The sequence below is a fragment of the Rhodospirillaceae bacterium genome (assembly GCA_028819475.1).
In the GTDB taxonomy this organism is placed as follows: Bacteria; Pseudomonadota; Alphaproteobacteria; order Bin65; family Bin65; genus Bin65.
In genome coordinates, this window is the sequence record JAPPLJ010000025.1 from 42363 (window position 1) to 59932 (window position 17570).

The 17570-nt window shown below is 66.9% G+C and carries 15 protein-coding genes; 12 read left to right on the forward strand and 3 right to left on the reverse strand.

Translation table 11 applies throughout. The features are described from left to right. The first annotated feature begins 34 nt into the window (after positions 1-34). The 3 genes from OXM58_06310 to OXM58_06320 all read left to right on the forward strand — a co-directional run bounded on the left by OXM58_06310 (position 35) and on the right by OXM58_06320 (position 2944). Positions 35-847, forward strand: coding sequence for a gamma-glutamyl-gamma-aminobutyrate hydrolase family protein (locus OXM58_06310; protein ID MDE0147967.1), 813 nt, complete (start codon positions 35-37; stop codon positions 845-847). A gap of 33 nt (positions 848-880) precedes the next feature. Continuing rightward, positions 881-1669 (forward strand): exodeoxyribonuclease III, encoded by a 789-nt coding sequence (locus OXM58_06315; protein MDE0147968.1) that lies wholly within the window; start codon positions 881-883, stop codon positions 1667-1669. A 96-nt stretch (positions 1670-1765) separates the two neighbouring features. Continuing rightward, positions 1766-2944, forward strand: a complete 1179-nt coding sequence (locus OXM58_06320; GenBank protein MDE0147969.1) for a serine hydrolase — start codon at positions 1766-1768, stop codon at positions 2942-2944. Between the two features lie 13 nt (positions 2945-2957). Here the strand turns inward: OXM58_06320 and OXM58_06325 are convergent, their stop codons facing one another. From OXM58_06325 to OXM58_06335, 3 genes are all read right to left on the reverse strand, one after another. Next, the gene (locus OXM58_06325) at positions 2958-3476 is read right to left on the reverse strand and encodes a hypothetical protein (GenBank protein ID MDE0147970.1); all 519 of its coding nucleotides are present in this window, start codon (positions 3474-3476) and stop codon (positions 2958-2960) included. Between the two features lie 19 nt (positions 3477-3495). Next, a complete protein-coding gene (locus tag OXM58_06330; GenBank protein ID MDE0147971.1) occupies positions 3496-3942 on the reverse strand; it encodes a cyclic nucleotide-binding domain-containing protein in 447 nt (148 codons plus the stop codon). Positions 3943-4004: 62 nt separating this feature from the next. Further along, the gene (locus OXM58_06335) at positions 4005-6734 is read right to left on the reverse strand and encodes an ABC transporter transmembrane domain-containing protein (protein ID MDE0147972.1); all 2730 of its coding nucleotides are present in this window, start codon (positions 6732-6734) and stop codon (positions 4005-4007) included. A 196-nt stretch (positions 6735-6930) separates the two neighbouring features. Here OXM58_06335 and OXM58_06340 point away from each other — a divergent pair, with 196 nt between their 5' ends. From OXM58_06340 to OXM58_06380, 9 genes are all read left to right on the forward strand, one after another. Next, positions 6931-8223 (forward strand): glycosyltransferase, encoded by a 1293-nt coding sequence (locus tag OXM58_06340; GenBank protein ID MDE0147973.1) that lies wholly within the window; start codon positions 6931-6933, stop codon positions 8221-8223. Positions 8224-8227: 4 nt separating this feature from the next. Further along, complete coding sequence (locus OXM58_06345; protein ID MDE0147974.1) at positions 8228-9517, forward strand: glycosyltransferase family 4 protein; 1290 nt, start codon at positions 8228-8230, stop codon at positions 9515-9517. Then, on the forward strand, positions 9514-10644 hold the full coding sequence (locus OXM58_06350) for a glycosyltransferase family 4 protein (GenBank protein MDE0147975.1): 1131 nt from the start codon (positions 9514-9516) through the stop codon (positions 10642-10644). The genes OXM58_06345 and OXM58_06350 overlap by 4 nt, the downstream gene beginning before the upstream one ends. Then, positions 10641-11261: a histidine phosphatase family protein gene (locus OXM58_06355; GenBank protein ID MDE0147976.1), complete on the forward strand. Its 621-nt coding sequence runs from the start codon at positions 10641-10643 to the stop codon at positions 11259-11261. The genes OXM58_06350 and OXM58_06355 overlap by 4 nt, the downstream gene beginning before the upstream one ends. Beyond that, entirely contained in the window at positions 11251-12393 is a 1143-nt protein-coding gene (locus tag OXM58_06360) for a glycosyltransferase (GenBank protein MDE0147977.1), read from the forward strand. The genes OXM58_06355 and OXM58_06360 overlap by 11 nt, the downstream gene beginning before the upstream one ends. After that, on the forward strand, positions 12390-13133 hold the full coding sequence (locus OXM58_06365; GenBank protein ID MDE0147978.1) for a polysaccharide deacetylase family protein: 744 nt from the start codon (positions 12390-12392) through the stop codon (positions 13131-13133). The genes OXM58_06360 and OXM58_06365 overlap by 4 nt, the downstream gene beginning before the upstream one ends. Before the next feature lie 67 nt (positions 13134-13200). Beyond that, on the forward strand, positions 13201-13713 hold the full coding sequence (locus OXM58_06370) for a hypothetical protein (GenBank protein ID MDE0147979.1): 513 nt from the start codon (positions 13201-13203) through the stop codon (positions 13711-13713). 18 nt (positions 13714-13731) lie between these two features. Then, a complete protein-coding gene (locus tag OXM58_06375; GenBank protein MDE0147980.1) occupies positions 13732-15630 on the forward strand; it encodes an ABC transporter ATP-binding protein in 1899 nt (632 codons plus the stop codon). Beyond that, positions 15627-17561, forward strand: a complete 1935-nt coding sequence (locus OXM58_06380; protein ID MDE0147981.1) for an ABC transporter substrate-binding protein — start codon at positions 15627-15629, stop codon at positions 17559-17561. The genes OXM58_06375 and OXM58_06380 overlap by 4 nt, the downstream gene beginning before the upstream one ends. Positions 17562-17570 lie beyond the last annotated feature (9 nt).

A 17570-nucleotide genomic window follows, 5' to 3' on the forward strand; every position in this document is an offset into this window, starting at 1 on the left:
TTACGCGGCGGCGCGGATGCCTATAGTGCGCGCCATGACCGTCCCCGTTCCTCCGTCCGCACTTGTCCCGATCGTCGGGGTTTCCGCCTGCCGCCGCACTTGGGAGGATACCTTCGTCGTCCACTGGGTGATGCAGCGCAATCTGGAAGCGATCCTCGAGGCGTCCGGCTGCGTGCCGCTGGCGGTGCCCGCCATGGCGCGGCATTTCCCGGACGGCGCGATCGACAGCATCCTCGACCGTCTTGACGGCCTGCTGCTGACCGGCAGCCCGTCGAACGTCGAACCCCATCATTATGGCGCCGAGCCCTTTGAGGGCGATCTGAACGATCCGGACCGGGACGCGACGACCCTGCCGCTGATCCGCGGTGCCGTCCGCCGCGGCATTCCGGTCCTCGCGATCTGCCGCGGCATACAGGAACTGAACGTCGCCATGGGCGGCAGCCTTTACGGCAAACTGCACGAAGCGCCCGGCCACCGGGATCACCGGTCGGACAAGACTCGGCCGAGGGGCGTGCGGTCGGCGCGCGAGCACCCGGTGGCCATTTCGGGGCAGGGTCTGCTGCGCCGGATTATCGATGCCGACAGGATCGTCGTGAACACGCTGCATGCGCAGGGGATCCGGGAGCCGGCGCCGGGCGCACGGATCAACGCCGTGGCGGACGACGGAGTGATCGAAGCGATCGAATTTCCGGAAAGCACCGGTTTCGTTCTCGGCGTGCAGTGGCATCCCGAAATCACCCACGACACGGACGATAACAGCCGTGCCCTGTTCGAGGCGTTCGGCGCTGCGGTTCGGGCCTATGCCGGCGCGGATGCGGCCGGCGGCCTGCTGACCGCGGCCGAATAGGCGCCCCATCGCTTTCTGGCCGACCTTGCGGGCATGAAACTCGTCACCTGGAACATCAATTCCATCCGCCCCCGCCTTCACCTGATCGAACGGCTGGTCGCGGCCGATGACCCCGACGTGGTCTGCCTGCAGGAAACCAAGGTCGAGGACGGCAAGTTTCCGCTGGAGGCCTTGCGCGCTATGGGCTTCGCGCATATCGAAATCTTCGGCATGAAGGCCTATCACGGCGTGGCGATCCTTTCGCGCGTACCCTTGGCCGGCCACGCCCGGCATAACTGGTGCGAGATCGACGATGCGCGCCACCAGTCAGTGACGCTGCCCGGCGGCATCGAGCTGCATAATGTCTATCTGCCGTCGGGCGGGGACGAGCCGGACCCGGAGATCAACCCGAAATTCGCCCACAAATTACGGTTCATGACCGAACAGGCCAGCTGGTGGGCGGCACAGGACCCGTCGAAGCCGCGCATCCTGGTCGGCGACCTGAACGTCGCGCCGCTGGAAACCGACGTGTGGTCCCACAAACAGCTTCTGAAGGTGGTGAGTCACACGCCCGTCGAGGTCGAGCATTTCGGGCGGATGCAGGCGGCCCACGAATGGGTCGATGCCGTGCGCGCCAAAATCGACCCGGCCGAACCGCTGTTTACCTGGTGGAGCTACCGCGCCCGGGACTGGCGCGCCTCGAACCGGGGCCGGCGCCTCGACCATATCTGGGTGACGCCGCCGCTGGCGCCGAAAGTCGCCGACGCCAGGGTAATCGCCGATGCGCGGGATTGGGAAAAGGCGTCCGACCACGCGCCGGTGCTGGTGGAATTGGACGCCTGACCGTCCGACCGCGGCGCGGCAGCCTTGCGGCGGCCCTGCCTCCCTCCCATATGCCGCCGGACGGCCGCCGCAGCGGCTACTGCACCGGGAACCCGTATGGCGCGCAACTCAAGAGCATTCTCGGTCGCCTCGGCAATCATCTTCGCCGCCTTTGGCGCCGCAGAGGCCCAAGAGACGCCGCGCTCCGGAACGGACCGCGCTACCGCCCCGGAAATCCGCCGATCAGGCTGGGATGCGGCCGGCCTCGCCGAGGTCGTCGCGTATGCGAAAACCCTGAGCACCGATACGCTTCTGATCGTTTCGCACGGCAAGGCGGTAGCGTCGCTGGGCAATGCCTCGCAACGATACAATGTGCACTCGATTCGCAAGGCGCTGCTGAGCGCGCTTGTCGGACAACATGCCGGCAAAGGCCCGAAACGGATCGATCTCGACGCGACCCTGGCGCAACTCGGCATCGACGATTCGCCGGATCCCCTCTCGCCGCGGCAAAAGCAGGCGACCGTCCGGCATCTCATCCGGAGCGTTTCGGGCATAAATCACCGGGCCGCCGCCGAGCAGGGGCAGCGCGAAGAGAGGACACGCCGCCTCGGCATCGGCGAAAACGAACCGGGATCGAAATGGGCGTATAACAACTGGGACTACAACGTCCTGACGACGATTTTCGAGGGGCGCACGGGATTGTCGATCGGAGCCGCGTTCACGGCCGGCGTCGCCATTCCGGCCGGAATGGCGGATTACGCGGCGTCGGACGTTTCGTATGTCGCTTCGCCGCGGGTCTCGAGACATCGGGCAGCCATGTTCCGCATGTCCGGGCGCGACCTTGCCCTGTTCGGGCAGCTTTTTCTCGACGGCGGTGTCGTCAACGGCAAGCGCCTTCTGCCCCGTTCCTGGATCGACCGTATCGCGGCGGAAGCGACCGGGACCGGCATGGGCGGCTTGCGGGCCGGCCACAGTTACCTGTGGTGGGTGCCATCGCCGGATACCGGGCTGCCGGCCGGCAGCTTCTGGGCGCTCGGCCTAGGCCATCAGGCCGTTATCGTGGTGCCGGCATGGCACACGGTCATCGTCCATCAGGCGGACATGACCGTTTTCATGCGGCGCTTCCTGGGCCTGATCGGCGAACGGGGCATGGCCCCGCAGGCGGCGCTGGAATCCCTTGCCCTCTCGTGTCTTGGCGACGCCGGGCGAACGTCCGATTTCTGCCGGAACGACAGGTTCGTCCTGCGCCGGGAATTCAGGCGGCTCATTTCCCTGATCGTCGCTGCACGCCGTTGAGCCGGTGTCGCGGTTACCGCCGGTACACGCAATAGGGCCAGGCCGAGACCCCTTCGGGGAGCGCCACGGCCGGGGGGTCCAGCGAGACAAGGCCGGGACTGCTCATATCCCGGTCGCCCAGCAGAATGCCACCCGGCGCCAGCCGCTGCGCCATGATGCTGCCGACGAACCGGGCGAGCGCGGCATCGGCCCGGCGGCTCTCGGTGCCGATATCGGCATGGGCAAGCGCCGGCGGCGCCTCGATTTCGGCCCAGCAGGCCGGCAGCGTCTCGCGAAAATCGCCGAGCAGGATCCGCTCCGGCGCCGGCCGGCTGTGCGCCGGCGCGTGGACCTCGTAATCGAACGCCCAGATGTCCCGGCCGGGAAACAGGCGCCGCAAATGGCTATAGGTCCGGCCCTTGCCGAGGCCGATTTCGAGAACCGGGCCGTCGATGCCGGAAACCCGTTCGGCGGCCCAGTCCAGCAGCACCCGCTGCGTAGCCAGCCGGGCGATCATGCGCTCGAGCCGGCTTTCCGTCGCCGCTTGGCTCATCGGCCGCCGCCGCCTTCTGTCAGGCAGCGCTCAGCTCCCGGATCCGGGCGTTGGTCGCCTCCAGACGCTTGGCCAGTTCGCGCATGATTTCCACCGCGATCTGCGGAAACTCCATGACGAGGCGGAAAAACAGCTCTTTTGAGATCACCATCGCGTCGAGCCGGGTCGTCGCCTTCACCGTCGCCGTGCGCGGCACGTCGGTCAGGATGGCGATTTCGCCGATCAGCGCGTTCTTGCGGAAATGCGCCACGGTCAGCGGGCCGTCGTCGGTCTCGATGATCACGTCGGCCTCGCCCTCCACGATGATGTAGGCGCTGTCGCCTTCGTCGCCCTCGTGGAACAGGTATTCGCCTTCGTTGTAGGCGTGACGCTCGCTCGTGAAGGCCAGGAGCTTCAGTTTGGACGATTCGATATTGGCGAACATCGGAATGTTGCGCAGAATCTCGACTTCTTCGTTCAGGCTCACGTTACGTCCTCCGGGCCCTCTGTCGGGCGCACTTTTCGCGGCCGGCCGGCCGTCGCTGCATTCTATTCCGATTCCAGCAGTTCCCGCAGCGTCGAACCCTCCCTGTCGAGCTCGGCGAAACTGCCCTGCTCGACGACCCGGCCGCTCTTCATCACGATGACATGGTCGAAGTTTCGCGCGAAGCCGGGCCTGTGCAGCGACCAGATCACACCACGGCCCTTCATCTCGCCGAGAACGGCGTCGAGCACGCGGCGCTGGGCGGCGCCGTCGAGATTGCTGATGCCTTCGTTGACGACGAAAAGGTCGGGCCGCTTGATCAGGCCGCGAGCCATATTGACCTTCTGCCGCTGGGCCGCCGACAGCCGGGCGCCGGCTACGCCCACGGAGTGGGCCAGCCCCGCCACCATCACGGCGTCGCGGAGCGACAGGGAATCGAGCACCTCCCCGATCATGGCGCTCAGCTTGCCGGCGGCGTTGGCTTCGCCGTAGGACACCTTGCCGAACAGGATGTTGTCCTGCAGGGTCGCCGCCCGGTTGTACCGGTCGGGGTCGAAGAACTCGACTTCGCCGCGCAGCGTGTCCGGCAGGGTCGCGGCGAAGATTTCCCGCGCTTTCAGTGCCTTGGCCTGGATTTCGTCGTTCAGCAGACCCAGGCGATGACGGGCGGGAATCAGCTTGAACGGCAGCGAACGCAGGCGGAACCGGTCTTCCTCGCGCATGTCCGCCGCGGTTTGCCCGGCCGTTCTGGCGAGGAGCTGCTGGTATTCCGGCATCTCTTCGGAGCCGAAGAAGCTGAACTGGTCGAAGAAGGCGTGGCCCGGCGGCAGGTCGGCAAAAATCTCCACCATGGTTTCGGTGAGCTGCCGGCCGACCTCGAGCAGCGTGTCGGCAAGATCCGCTTCGTGGATCACCTGCCGGACAAACGGATGCTCGGCCAGCCGCTCGATATCGAAAACCGCGCCCGCCGGTGTGCCGAACAGCAGGTTTTCCGCAAGGGTTGCATTGGTGTTGTAGCGTGTCCGGTCGAACGGCTCGACCAGAGCCGACTGTTGCGTCTCGTCCAGTCTGGCACGCAGGGCCGCCCGGGCCGCAAGCATCGCTTCGGCCAGATCGGGCCGCTCCGACGGATCGATCGTCCCGCGCAGGCCGAACTGGTACAGGTCGTCGCCCAGATCGACCAATCGCAGCATGTCCACGCATTTCCGGTCCAGCGTCTCGCGATCGGAAACGCCGGCGGCGGCGTAGTCCACCCAGTCCGCCTCGGGATCGGCATCGATGTTCGCTGCCGCATGCGCATCGCGGACATAGCGGTTGCGCTGCGAACGGGCGGACTCCGTCTCGGCCGTCGGCCGGAGCGGCCTGTAGCGCAGGCCATAGTCGAGATTTGCGCGCAGGTCGGTCGAGAACAGATAGGGCACCGGTCCGGCGAACGACATCCTCCGGCCGGTAAAGGGCTCGGGCAGATCGTCCAGGTGCCGGCCGGCCAGATCGACGCGACCGCCCGTTCCTTTCACCAGCCGGGCGAGCAGCAACACCAGTTCGTCCCGGCCGCTGCTGCCGCTGCCGACGATCGCCGTATGCTTGCCGAGATCGACCGAGAAGGTGACGCCGTCGACGGTTTTCGACTGGCCGTCTTCGGAATAAGCAAGGCCGGCAGCCTCGAGGGTCCGGCCCATCGCCTCCGGGCCGGCTTCGTCGGTCAGCTGCAGGGACTCGTCGAACAGGCCGGGCGGATCGAACTGCTCGACCACCGCTTCATACTTCACCTTGATGTCGGCCTGGAGCTGGTAATAGTTCAGCAGTTCCTTCCACGGCGAACTGAGGTCCTTGTACGCCGCCAGCACGGCGGTCAGCGCGCCGATGGTCATGTCGCCGGCTATCACCAGGTAGCCGCCGATCGCATAGAAGAAGAACGGCGTGAGTTGCGCCATGAAGCTGTTCAGGAACTTGATGGCGAACTTGCGGCGGAAAATTTCGTACCGGATTGTGTAGATGCGATCGAGCCGGCGGGCGATGCCGGCGCGCTCGAAGAGCGAGGCGTCGTTGGCATGGATTTCGGCAATGCCGGCGATCGATTCGCCGATATTGTCGGCAAGGCCGCGCACTTCCCGCACCCGCGCCTTGCCGAGCGCGATGACCCGCTTCTGCAGCTTTGGAACGATGTAGATCTGGAGCGGATAGAGCGCCGTCGCGGCGAGGCCGAGAAAGACGTCCTGGGCAAAGATGAATCCCAGATAGACCAGCAGCAGGCCGCCAAAATACAGCGGCGTCGACGTCGCCGTGCCGACATAGCCGCCGACGGGCTCCACCTCGGCGGTGATCATCGGAATGATCTCGCCCTGGGAAACTTTCTTGAAATGGGGCAGCGGAAACCGAAGGATGCGCGAGTACAGCATGTAGCGCAGGCGGCGGAGCATCTGCTCGCCCAGCCGGCCGGCGTAGACGTTCAGCACGTATTTCACGCCGCCGCTGAGGATGACGAAGAACAGGAAGCCGAAGCTGAGCGCCATCAGGAAGGTGATCTGCTCCATTTCGGCGCCCAGAACGTCGCGCGCCCAGCCTCCTTTCGCCCCGATCGCCTGGTCGATGATCGCTTTCGGCAACTCCAGTGTCAGATAGATGATCGGCCAGGAAACGACGGTCAGGGCAAGCACAACAAGCTGCTGCCGCTTGCTGTACTTCATGATGAAGCGGAAGATGCTCGGCTCCAGCGGCACGTTCGGCTGATAGCCGGGGGTCTCGCGCCCCGGTAGCCGGCCGGCGCCAGCGCCTGCGGTCGCAGAATCCGCCATCAGGCCGGAAGAACCGCGGCGAAAGCCGCGTCAGGACTGGCAAAAATGCGCATGGATACCGACATTGAACCTAGCGTCCGGTTCTGACACCATAATTCAGGGCAAGGCGGACTGGCGATACGGAATCCGTGGCGCCGGGACGAATGGCGGGAATGCGGCCGCCACTGCCCAGGGGGTCCAGCCGATCGGAGCGGCGATGGCGGCAGACAAGACAGCGCGAGCCGAGTGCAGTCCGGCCCTCCGGGAGGCCGGGGCTTCCGAAAGCCTGCCGGCGGACGCGCTCGGAGACGGTTTCCGCATCCTGATCTACAGCCATGACAGTTTCGGCCTCGGGCATCTGCGCCGCTGCCGCGCCATCGCCCACGCGCTGGTCGAGCATCGCAGCAACCTTTCGGTCCTGATCCTATCCGGATCGCCGATCATCGGCAGTTTCGATTTCCGTTCGCGCGTCGATTTCGTGCGGGTTCCCGGCGTCATCAAGCTGCGCAACGGCGAATATACCGCGCTGAACCTCCATATCGGCCTGCAGCAGACCCTGGCGATCCGCGAGTCGATCATCCGGCACACCGCCGAAGTTTTCGCACCGCACATGTTTCTGGTCGACAAGGAGCCGCTGGGCCTGCGCGGCGAGATCGAGGAAACGCTGGCCTTTCTCAAGGAACGCCGCACGCCCCTGGTCCTCGGACTGCGCGACGTTATCGACGAACCGGAACTGCTGCAGCCGGAATGGGAACGCAAGAACGCCGTCCCCGCCCTCTCGAAATACTACGATTCGATCTGGGTTTACGGCCTGCCGCAGATCTGCGACCCGCTCGCCGGGCTGCGGGTGCCGAAATCCGTTCGGCGCAAGATGGTCTATACCGGCTATCTGCATCGGGACCTTCCGACCGGCGGACCCGCAGACCCGTCGCAACTCGAAGATCCGTACATCCTGGTGACGCCCGGTGGCGGCGGCGACGGCGAAGCGCTGGTCGATTGGGTGCTGCGCGTCTACGAACAGCGCCGGACCATGCCGTTGCGCGCCGTCATCGTGACCGGTCCGTTCATGCAAGCCGACAAGCAGGCCGAATTCCAGCAGCGCGCCGCCGCCCTGCACGATGTCAGCGTCACGACCTTCGATGCGGCGTTCGAGCATCTCATTTCGGGCGCCGAAGCGGTTGTTGCGATGGGCGGCTACAACACTTTTTGCGAGGTTCTGTCGTTCGACAAGCGGGCCTTGCTGGTGCCGCGGACCGTGCCGCGCCGCGAACAGTTCATTCGCGCCTGCCAGGCCCAGGAGGCCGGCCTCCTGACCATGCTGGAAGACGACGGGGTCCGCGACGTTGACCGGATGGCGACGGCGTTACGGCAACTGCCGCAGCAGAACCGGCCCTCGGATGTGATCGTCCCGGGGCTGCTGGACGGTCTTGACAATGTCAACCGGCTGGTCGGGCGGATCATGGACACCGGGCCCCGCCACGTCCTGCCGGGCGCCGTGAAGGCCGCCTGAGGCGTTGACGGCAACGACGAGACCGCCAGGCGCACCCGGTCCGACCGGGCCGATTGTTTTCGTCCTCAAGGGCTATCCGCGCCTGTCGGAAACCTTTATTGCCCAGGAAATCCTTGCGCTGGAAAGGCTTGGGCTGGATATCCGCCTGTTTTCGCTGCGCTATCCGACCGAGACGCGGCGCCATCCGGTTCATGACGAGATTGCCGCGCCGGTCACCTATCTGCCGGAATACCTGCATCGGGAACCGCGCCGGGTTATGGCCGCCTGGCGCCGCGCACGACGCCTGCCGGGCTATGACCGGGCCGTTCGCGTGTGGCGGCGCGATCTTTGGCGCGACCGGACGCGCAACCGGGTGCGCCGCTTCGGGCAGGCTGTGGTCTTGGCGGCCGAACTGCCGGACGACGTCAGGCGGCTGCACGCCCATTTCCTGCATACGCCGTCGTCGGTCGCCCGCTATGCCGCCACCATGACCGGCCTGCCGTGGAGCGCCGCGGCGCACGCCAAGGACATCTGGACGATCCCGGACTGGGAAAAGCGGGAAAAACTGGCCGACCTGGACTGGCTGGTGACCTGCACCCGGTACGGCTGGGCGCATTTGCGCGACCTCGCCCCCCATCCGGACAAGGTCAGCCTCGTCTACCACGGCCTCGATCTGCGACGGTTTTCGCCCGGCGGCGGAACGCCTTCGAACCGGGACGGCTCGGACCCGAACGATCCGGTCCGGCTCCTGTCGGTCGGGCGCGCTGTCGAGAAAAAGGGGTTTCCGGTCCTGATCGAAGCCCTGGCCTCGCTGCCCCGGACGCTCCACTGGCGCTGGACGCTGATCGGCGACGGCCCGCTGCTTGCCGGCCTTCGGAAGCTGGCGGCGCAGCAGGGCATCGCCGACCGGATCGACTGGCGCGGCGCCCTTGACCAGCAGGCCGTGCTGGAGGCCTACCGCTCGGCGGACCTGTTCGTGCTGCCCAGCCGGATCGGCAGCGACGGCGACCGGGACGGGCTGCCCAACGTGCTGCTGGAAGCGCAGAGCCAGGGCCTGTGTTGCCTGTCAACGAGCCTGTCGGGCATTGGAGAATTGATCGATCATTTAAAAACAGGATATCTGGTCGAGCCGGGCAAGGCCTCAGCGCTGCGTGATGCCTTGCCGGACCTGATCCGCGATCCGGAACGCCGCCGTCGTTATGGCGCGGGGGGCGAAGAGCGGGTCCGGTCCGGATTCGATGCTGAACTGACCGTCCGGGCGCTGCATGACCGGTTCATCGGACGCAGCACGCAGCCGGCGAAAGACGGCCGGTGAATATCGCCTTCTATGCGCCGATGAAGCCGCCCGACGCGGCCCGCCCCTCCGGCGACCGCACGATCGCCCGCATGCTGTTGCGGGCCTTGGCGGAAGCGGGTCACGATGCGACGGTCGCCTCCAGAGTGCGCAGCTATATTGCGGAGCCGCCGGACCGGAAGCGCTTCAGGACTCTCCAGCGGCAGGCCGACGACGAAGTTCGGCGGCTGATCGACGAATGGGGGCGCAATCCGCCCGATCTCTGGTTCACTTATCACCTGTTCCACAAGGCGCCGGATCTGATCGGCCCACCGGCCTGCCGGGCAGCCGGCCTGCCCTATGTCGTCGCCGAGGCCAGCTTTGCGCCGAAGCGGGCAACCGGGCCTTGGGCCGGCGGCCATGAGCGCGTGCGCGACGCGATCGGGCAGGCCGACCATGTGTTCTTTCTCAATCCGGATGACGAAGCGTGCGTTCTGCCGCTCTTGAAGCCCCGGGCAACCAGTTCCCGCTTGCCGCCGGTGGTTTGTATACAGGAAACGCTTGAACCGGACCGGCGCCGCGAAGAGCGCCGCCGCCTGGCGGCCGAATGGACTCTTCCGCCGGAGGCGGTCTGGGCCGTTGCGGTCGGCATGATGCGGCCGGGCGACAAACTCGTTTCCTACAGACGTTTGGCGCAGGCTTGGGCGAACCTGGCGGAAGACGGCGCGCATCTCCTGGTCGTCGGCGACGGCGAGTCAGACACCGAAGTTCGACACTTGTTTTCCGACTGCGCGGCCCAGGTCAGCTTCCTCGGCATGTTGCAACCGGCCAATCTGAATTCTGTATACAGAGCAGCCGATCTCTTCGTTTGGCCGGGTATACAAGAGGCAGTCGGCATGGCGACGCTGGAAGCCATGGCCGCCGGACTGCCGGTGGCGGTCGGCCCCTGGGGATCGGTGGCGCAGGAAATCGAGCCGGGCGTGACAGGGCTCGTCGCGCGGACCGGCGACGAGCTCGCGCAAGCGGCGCGGCGCCTGATCGCGAGCCCGGAGCTGCGCCGGAACCTGGGCGCGGCGGCGCGGGCCCACGTTCTTCGCCGGCACAGTCTGCCGCTGGCGGCGAAGACGCTGACCGCGGTGTTCGAGGACGTGGCGGGCCGCACCCGATGACAAGAATTCTGTTCCTGCGGCACGGGCCGACCGACTGGAACACCGAAGGACGGGTCCAGGGACAAACCGACGTGCCCCTGAGCGACGCCGGCCGGAAGTCCGTGCAGGGCTGGCGGCTGCCGCCCTTTGCGGTGAACTGGGAGTGGTACGCCAGCCCGCTGCGCCGGGCGGTCGAGACGGCGACGCTGTTGGGCGCCGATCCCGCGCGCCTGCATCTCGACAACCGCCTCAAGGAAATCGACTGGGGCGATTGGGAAGGAGCGATCCTTCAAGAACTGAGGGCCGAACAGGGCGAGGCCATGCGGCGGATTGAGGCGCGCGGCCTCGACATGGCGCCGCCCAACGGCGAATCGCCCCGCCAGTTGACCAAACGGCTGGCCGAATGGCTGGTGGAAGCGGCGGCGCGGCGGCGGGATATCTGTGCCGTCTGCCACGCCGGTGTCCTGCGCGGCGCCTATACGCTGGCGACCGGCTGGGACATGCGCCGCGCCGCGCCGCTCGAAAGGGGTCACGCCTGGGCCCATCTCTACGGCCTGGGGCCGGACGGCGCGCTGACGCCCGAGACGCTCAATATCCGCCTTGCCGATCGGGAACCGCCGTCCGGCTATGACCGCTGAAGCGCCGCCCGCCATCCTGTTCTGGGTCCAGCATCTGCTCGGCGTCGGCCACTTCGCGCGGACTGCGGCGCTGGCCGGAAGCGCCGCTGCCAACGGCTACGCCGCCCATATTGCGAGCGGCGGCGCAAGCGTTCCGGAAGCGCGGACAGGCGGCGCAGAGCTTCATCCGCTTGCGGCGCTGCGCGCCGGCGATGAATCGTTCGGCCGCCTAGTCAACGCGCGGGGCGACCCGGCCGGCGATGCGGACTGGCGGGAACGCAGCGACCGGCTCGCGGCCATTGTCTCAAAAATCCGGCCGCAGCTTATCGTCCTGGAGCACTATCCCTTCGGGCGCCGCGCCTTCGGGCGGGAAATTGCAGCCCTGCTTGACCGCGCGCGGGCGCAGGGCGCCGTCAGGGTCGCGGTCTCCGTGCGGGATATCCTGGTCGGCCGCAAGGCGGAACGGTGGGTCGAGGCCGCCGAATTCATCGAGCGCCACGTCGACCGCGTGTTCGTCCATGGCGACCCGGCCTTCGTCGCGTTCGACGAGACCTTCCCCCTGGCGCGCCGGATCGAGCCGAAACTTCACTATACCGGCTATGTCGATCCGCACCCGGCGGAAGCGGCAGCCCCGGCGGAACCGGAGATCCTGGTGAGCAGCGGCGGCGGTCGCGTCGGCTCCGCCCTGCGCCGCGCGGCGCTGGCCCTCGGCGGCGGGCCGGACGGCGAACCGATCCGGATCCGGGCGGGGCCGTCCGTTCCGGCGCATGCCCTCGCTGCGCTAACGGCCTCGGCCGGACCGCGGATAACGGTGGAGCGCAACAGGCCCGATTTCCGCGCGCGCCTGGCCGGTTGCGCCTGTTCGGTCTCCCAGGCGGGATACAATACCGTTGTCGACATCCTGAAGACCGGCGCTCCCTCGGTCCTGGTGCCGTTCGACGCGAGCGGCGAAACCGAACAGATGCGCCGCGCCCGCCGGCTCGAGGAAATCGGCCGGGCGGTCGTCGTGCCGGAAGCCGAACTGACACCGGCGCGATTGCGGATCGCGATCGCCGCCGCGCGGGCACTGCCGCGCAGGCCCGTCGAAATCCGGCTGGACGGCGCGGAAGCGTTTGCGCGCGCGCTCTCTGGCCTGCTTGCGGGTTCCGCATGACCGGCTGGGACGCGCTCCGCCGCGAACTCGACCTGTGGGCCGCGCGCGGCGAGGCGCCGGCGCTGTGGTGGCGCGACGACGATGCGGTCGAGCCGTCGGCGGCCCTTGAGCGGACGATGGCGCTCGCCGAGGCAGTTGCGGTGCCGCTCGCGCTGGCAGTCATACCCGCGGCAAACCGGCTTACCGCGGCGGATCTGAGCGGCCCGGTCACGGCGGTGCAGCACGGCTATGCGCACCGGAACCATGCCGGGCCGAAGGCGAAGAAGTGCGAACTGGGCGCCGAACGCCGCGCCGATCATGTGATCGCCGAACTGATGACCGGAAGGTATGTGCTGGAACAATCCTTCGGAGATTCCTTCCGGCCGGTCCTTGTGCCGCCCTGGAACCGGCTTGGCGCCCACCTGCCCGCAATGCTGCCGGAACTGGGTTACATCGGCCTCAGCCGGTTCGGCACGCGCGACCGGCCGGCGATCGGCGCCATGCGGATCGTCAACGCCCATGTCGACATCATCGACTGGCAGGGAAGCCGCGGTTTCGTCGGCACCGAAACTGCGCTCGCCCGGACTGTCGGCCACCTGCGGGCGCGCCGCGAAAGCGCGGCCGACCCGGCGGAAGCGACCGGCCTGCTGACCCACCACCGGGTGCACGACGCAGGCTGCTGGGACTTCCTCGAAAACCTGTTCGCAGTAACGGCCGGTAGCGGCCTCGCCAAGTGGCGCAGCGCTACGTCGTTGTTCTAGCCCGGAAACAGCGCGGAATGCGACGCCGGCCGTGACCCGGGCGCGAAATCCGGGCTAGGCTTGCGCCATGACCGTACTGCGCTATCCGCGGGCGACCTTGCGCAACGACTATATCCGCGCCGGCATCGGGGTGGCCCTGTGCGTGCCGCTGGCCGTGATTTCCCGGGGCAGTTCGTTCGGATTCTGGTTATTCGTCGCCCTGATCGTGCTCTTCGCGGCCTTTGGCGCACGGACCTGGCTGCGCGCGCAGGCCGAATACAGATTGACCGAAGCCGGGCTCCTGCGCACAAATGCCGCGTTCAGTAGGAAGGTGGCGACCGGGGTTGCCTGGGCCGAACTGTCCGGCCTGACGCTGCGCTTCTATCCTCTGCGCCGCGACAGGTCCGATGGGTGGATGCAACTGACCGTCCGGGCAGCCGGGGCGCGCCTGTCCATCGATTCGACGCTCGAGAATTTCGACGCGATCGCCGAAGCGGCGCTGGCTGCCGGATTGCGCAACGACCTGCCGATGACCCAGACGACCTTGGCGAACTTTCAGGCCCTGGGATTTTCGCCCGAAAAGCTTTCGGACTCCAACTGACCGTCAGGCGGGAAGAACGTGGCCGCACCGCTGATCGAAATCCGCGACCTTCACGTCTCCTTCGCCGTGCACGGCGGTGAAGTGCCGGCGGTGCGCGGCGCCTCCTTCAAGATACCGGCCGGCGGCACGGTTGCGCTGGTCGGCGAGAGCGGCAGCGGCAAGACTGTCGTCTCCCAGACGCTGATGGGCATTCTGCCGAACAATGCGATCATCAAGCAGGGCGAGGTCCTGTTCCGGGATCCGGAAGGCGACGGCGGTGCAATCGACCTGGCGGCGGAAGACCCCGATGGCGCCCGCCTGCGGTCGATCCGCGGCGGCCGGATTTCGATCATTTTCCAGGAGCCGATGACGTCGCTGTCGCCGCTGCACACGATCGGCGACCAGGTCGGGGAAGCCTTGAGCCTGCACCGCACGGTCAACTCCAGGGAGCGGGACGAAGCGGTCGCCGATATGCTCGGCCATGTCGGCTTTCCCGATCCGAAGCGCGCCTTGAGAACCTATCCGTTCGAGCTGTCCGGCGGCCTCCGCCAGCGCGCGATGATCGCCATGGCGCTGGTGTGCCGGCCCGCGCTGCTGATCGCCGACGAACCGACGACGGCGCTCGACGTGACCATTCAGGCGCAGATCCTGAAGCTGATCCGCGATCTGCAGGCCGAGTTCCATATGGCGGTCCTGATGATTACCCACGATCTGGGCGTGGTCGCCAATGTCGCCGAGGAAGTCGTCGTGATGTACCACGGCGAGATCATGGAAATCGGCACGACCGAACAGATATACGGCGACCCCCGCCACCCTTATCTCAGGGCCCTGATGAAGGCGGTGCCGCGCTTCGACATGGACCGCGGCGAGCGCCTGACCCCGCTGCGCGAAATCGAGGCGGACTCAGGCCACCTGCTGGCGGCGCGGACGCGGCAGCCGGATGACGCCGACCGGGCCGGACCGCTGCTGAAAGTCGAGGACCTGGTCAAGAGCTACCGCATCCGCAAGGGCGGCAGGGCGGCGGCGGTGCGCGCGGTCGACCGCGTGAGTTTCGAAGTCCGTCATGGCGAATGCCTGGGCCTGGTCGGCGAGAGCGGCTGCGGCAAGACAACCCTGAGCAAGACGATCATGCGCGCCCTGACACCGGATTCGGGCCGGGTCGTCTACAACAAGGGCGGCGAATGGCGGGACGTGTTGACCCTGAAGGGCGAAGCGCTGAACGAATACCGCCGGGACGTGCAGTTCATCTTTCAGGACCCGTTCAGTTCGCTCAACCCGCGCATGACGGTGTTCGATATCGTCAGCGAGCCTTTGAAAATTCACCGCATCGGCGACGCCGGACACCGGCGGGAATTGATCGCCGAACTGTTGCGCCGGGTCGGCCTCGATCCGCGCTTCCTGAACCGCTATCCGCATTCCTTCTCGGGCGGCCAGCGCCAGCGCATCGGCATCGCGCGCGCCCTTGCGCTCAAGCCCGAACTGCTGATCTGCGACGAGCCGGTTTCGGCGCTGGACGTTTCGATCCAGGCGCAAATCCTGAACCTGTTGCGCGACTTGCAGACGGAGCTTGGCCTGACCTACCTGTTCATTTCACACAACCTGGCGGTCGTGAACTATGTCGCCGACCGGATCGCCGTCATGTGCGCCGGCCGCATCGTCGAAGTCGCCCGGGGCGAGACACTGTTCCGCAACCCGGTGCATCCCTATACCAGGGCGCTGGTCGCGGCCGTGCCGGAACCCGACCTGAACCACCAGCTGGATTTCGCCGCCCTGATGGAAGGCAAGGCCTCCCTCCCCGAAGCCTGGCCGGAGCCGTTTGCGCTGCGCGGCCCCGAACAGGCTGAAGTCTTCCACGATGTCGGCGGCGGGCACCTCGTGCGCGCCTGGGAGAACGCCGTGCTGGACACCGGCAGCGACCGGGCGCAGGCAGGCCGATGACGCTGTATCAGCGATGGATTGCCGGTGCGGCGCTGGCGGCGACAAGCCTGGCCGGCGCCGGCAGCGCGGCCCGGGCACAGCCCTATATCGAGCCGCCCTGGCTCAAGCCAAAAATTGCAACAGGCGTCCTAGCGCCGATCGCGCTGCGATTGCCGGCGACGCCGTCGGTCGTATCCTATGCCGGCACGGCGAAAGAGCCGGGCCGTTACGGCGGCTCGCTGACCATGCTGATGGCACGGGCCAAGGATACCCGGATGGCTGTGGTCTATGGTTACGCCCGTCTGGTGGCCTATGACGCCGAATACCGGCTGAAGCCCGATATCCTGGAGCGGTTCGAGGTGAAGGACGGCCGGACCTTCACCTTCACCCTGCGCAAGGGCCATCGCTGGTCGGACGGCGCGCCCTTCACCACCGACGACTTCCGCTATTGGTGGGAAGATGTCGTTCACAACAGGGTGCTGTCGCGATTCGGCGTGCCCCAGGCCTTGCTGGTCGACGGCCGGAAGCCGAAGGTCGAGTTTCCCGACCGTTACACCGTTCGCTACAGCTGGACGAAGCCGAACCCCTATTTCCTGCCCGCGCTGGCCGGGCCGCGGCCGCTCTATCTGTACATGCCGCGCCACTATATGCAGCGCTTCCACATCGATTACGCAGAGAAGAAATTTCTCCGCAAAATGACGAGGAACGGCCTGAAGCCGGACGGCTGGGCCAAGTTCCACCGCAAGCGCGGCCGGATGTACCGGTTCCAGAACCCGGCGCTGCCGACATTGCAGCCCTGGATCCCGACCACCGCGCCGCCGGCGGACCGTTATGTCTTCGTCCGCAATCCCTATTTCCACCGGATCGACCGCAATGGCCGCCAGCTGCCCTATATTGACCGGCTGGTCTTCATCATCGCCGACAGCAAGATCGTCGCCGCCAAGGCCGGGGTCGGCGAGACCGACCTGCAGGGCCGCTATCTGCGCTTTACCGACTTCACCTTCCTCAAGCGCGGCGAAGCGCGGGGCAAGCACAGGGTCTATCAATGGCAGACCGCCGTCGGCGCCCAGATTGCGCTCTATCCGAACCTGAACCACAAGGATCCGGTGTGGCGCGGATTGTTCGGCGATGTCCGCTTCCGCCGTGCGCTTTCCCTCGGCATCGACCGGCGGGAGATCAACAGGGTGATGTATTACGGGCTCGCCGCCGAGGGCGGCGATACCGTGTTGCCGAGCAGTCCGCTGTTCCGGCCGGAATACCGCAACGCCTGGGCACGCTTCGATCCCGACCGGGCGAATGCCCTGCTGGACGAGATCGGCCTGATCCATCGCGACGGCGAGGGCTATCGCCTGCTGCCCGACGGACGGCCGCTCGAAATCATCGTCGAGGCGGCTTCGGAGGGCAGCGAATATACCGACGCGATGCGCCTGATACAGGATTCCTGGCGCCGTATCGGCGTCCGCCTGTTCCAGAAAAACACGCGGCGCGAAATGTTCCGCCGCCGCGTCTACGCGGGCCTGACCCATATCGCGATGTGGACGGGGATGGATTACGCCGACGTCCGGGCAGACACGCCGCCGCTGGCGTTGGCGCCGACTGACCAGGTCCAGCTCCAGTGGTCTCAATGGGGCCTCCATTATGCGAGCAAGGGCCGGTCGGGGCAGAAGCCGACCGATCCCGGCGCACTCCGGCTGATCGAGCTGCTGCGCCGGTGGGAGGCCGCCGGCTCGATGGCGCAACGGCGCAGTATCTGGCACCGGATGCTGAAGATTTCCGCGGACCGGGTCTATTCGATCGGCCTGGTCGGCGGCGTGATCCAGCCGGTCGTCGTGAACGTAAGCCTGCGCAACGTGCCGAAAACCGGGGTCTGGGCCTGGAACCCCGGGGCCCATCTGGGCATCTATCGGCCCGATACGTTCTGGTTCGCCAAGCCGTCCGGGGCGACCCGCTGACGATGCCGC

Excerpts from the sequence above, each read along its gene's own strand:
- OXM58_06335 (MDE0147972.1), bottom strand. The coding sequence starts at position 6,734 with ATGGCGGATTCTGCGACCGCAGGCGCTGGCGCCGGCCGGCTACCGGGG.
- OXM58_06370 (MDE0147979.1), top strand. The coding sequence starts at position 13,201 with ATGACCGTACTGCGCTATCCGCGGGCGACCTTGCGCAACGACTATATC.
- OXM58_06340 (MDE0147973.1), top strand. The coding sequence starts at position 6,931 with ATGGCGGCAGACAAGACAGCGCGAGCCGAGTGCAGTCCGGCCCTCCGG.
- OXM58_06355 (MDE0147976.1), top strand. The coding sequence starts at position 10,641 with ATGACAAGAATTCTGTTCCTGCGGCACGGGCCGACCGACTGGAACACC.
- OXM58_06325 (MDE0147970.1), bottom strand. The coding sequence starts at position 3,476 with ATGAGCCAAGCGGCGACGGAAAGCCGGCTCGAGCGCATGATCGCCCGG.
- OXM58_06380 (MDE0147981.1), top strand. The coding sequence starts at position 15,627 with ATGACGCTGTATCAGCGATGGATTGCCGGTGCGGCGCTGGCGGCGACA.
- OXM58_06365 (MDE0147978.1), top strand. The coding sequence starts at position 12,390 with ATGACCGGCTGGGACGCGCTCCGCCGCGAACTCGACCTGTGGGCCGCG.
- OXM58_06315 (MDE0147968.1), top strand. The coding sequence starts at position 881 with ATGAAACTCGTCACCTGGAACATCAATTCCATCCGCCCCCGCCTTCAC.
- OXM58_06360 (MDE0147977.1), top strand. The coding sequence starts at position 11,251 with ATGACCGCTGAAGCGCCGCCCGCCATCCTGTTCTGGGTCCAGCATCTG.
- OXM58_06310 (MDE0147967.1), top strand. The coding sequence starts at position 35 with ATGACCGTCCCCGTTCCTCCGTCCGCACTTGTCCCGATCGTCGGGGTT.
- OXM58_06320 (MDE0147969.1), top strand. The coding sequence starts at position 1,766 with ATGGCGCGCAACTCAAGAGCATTCTCGGTCGCCTCGGCAATCATCTTC.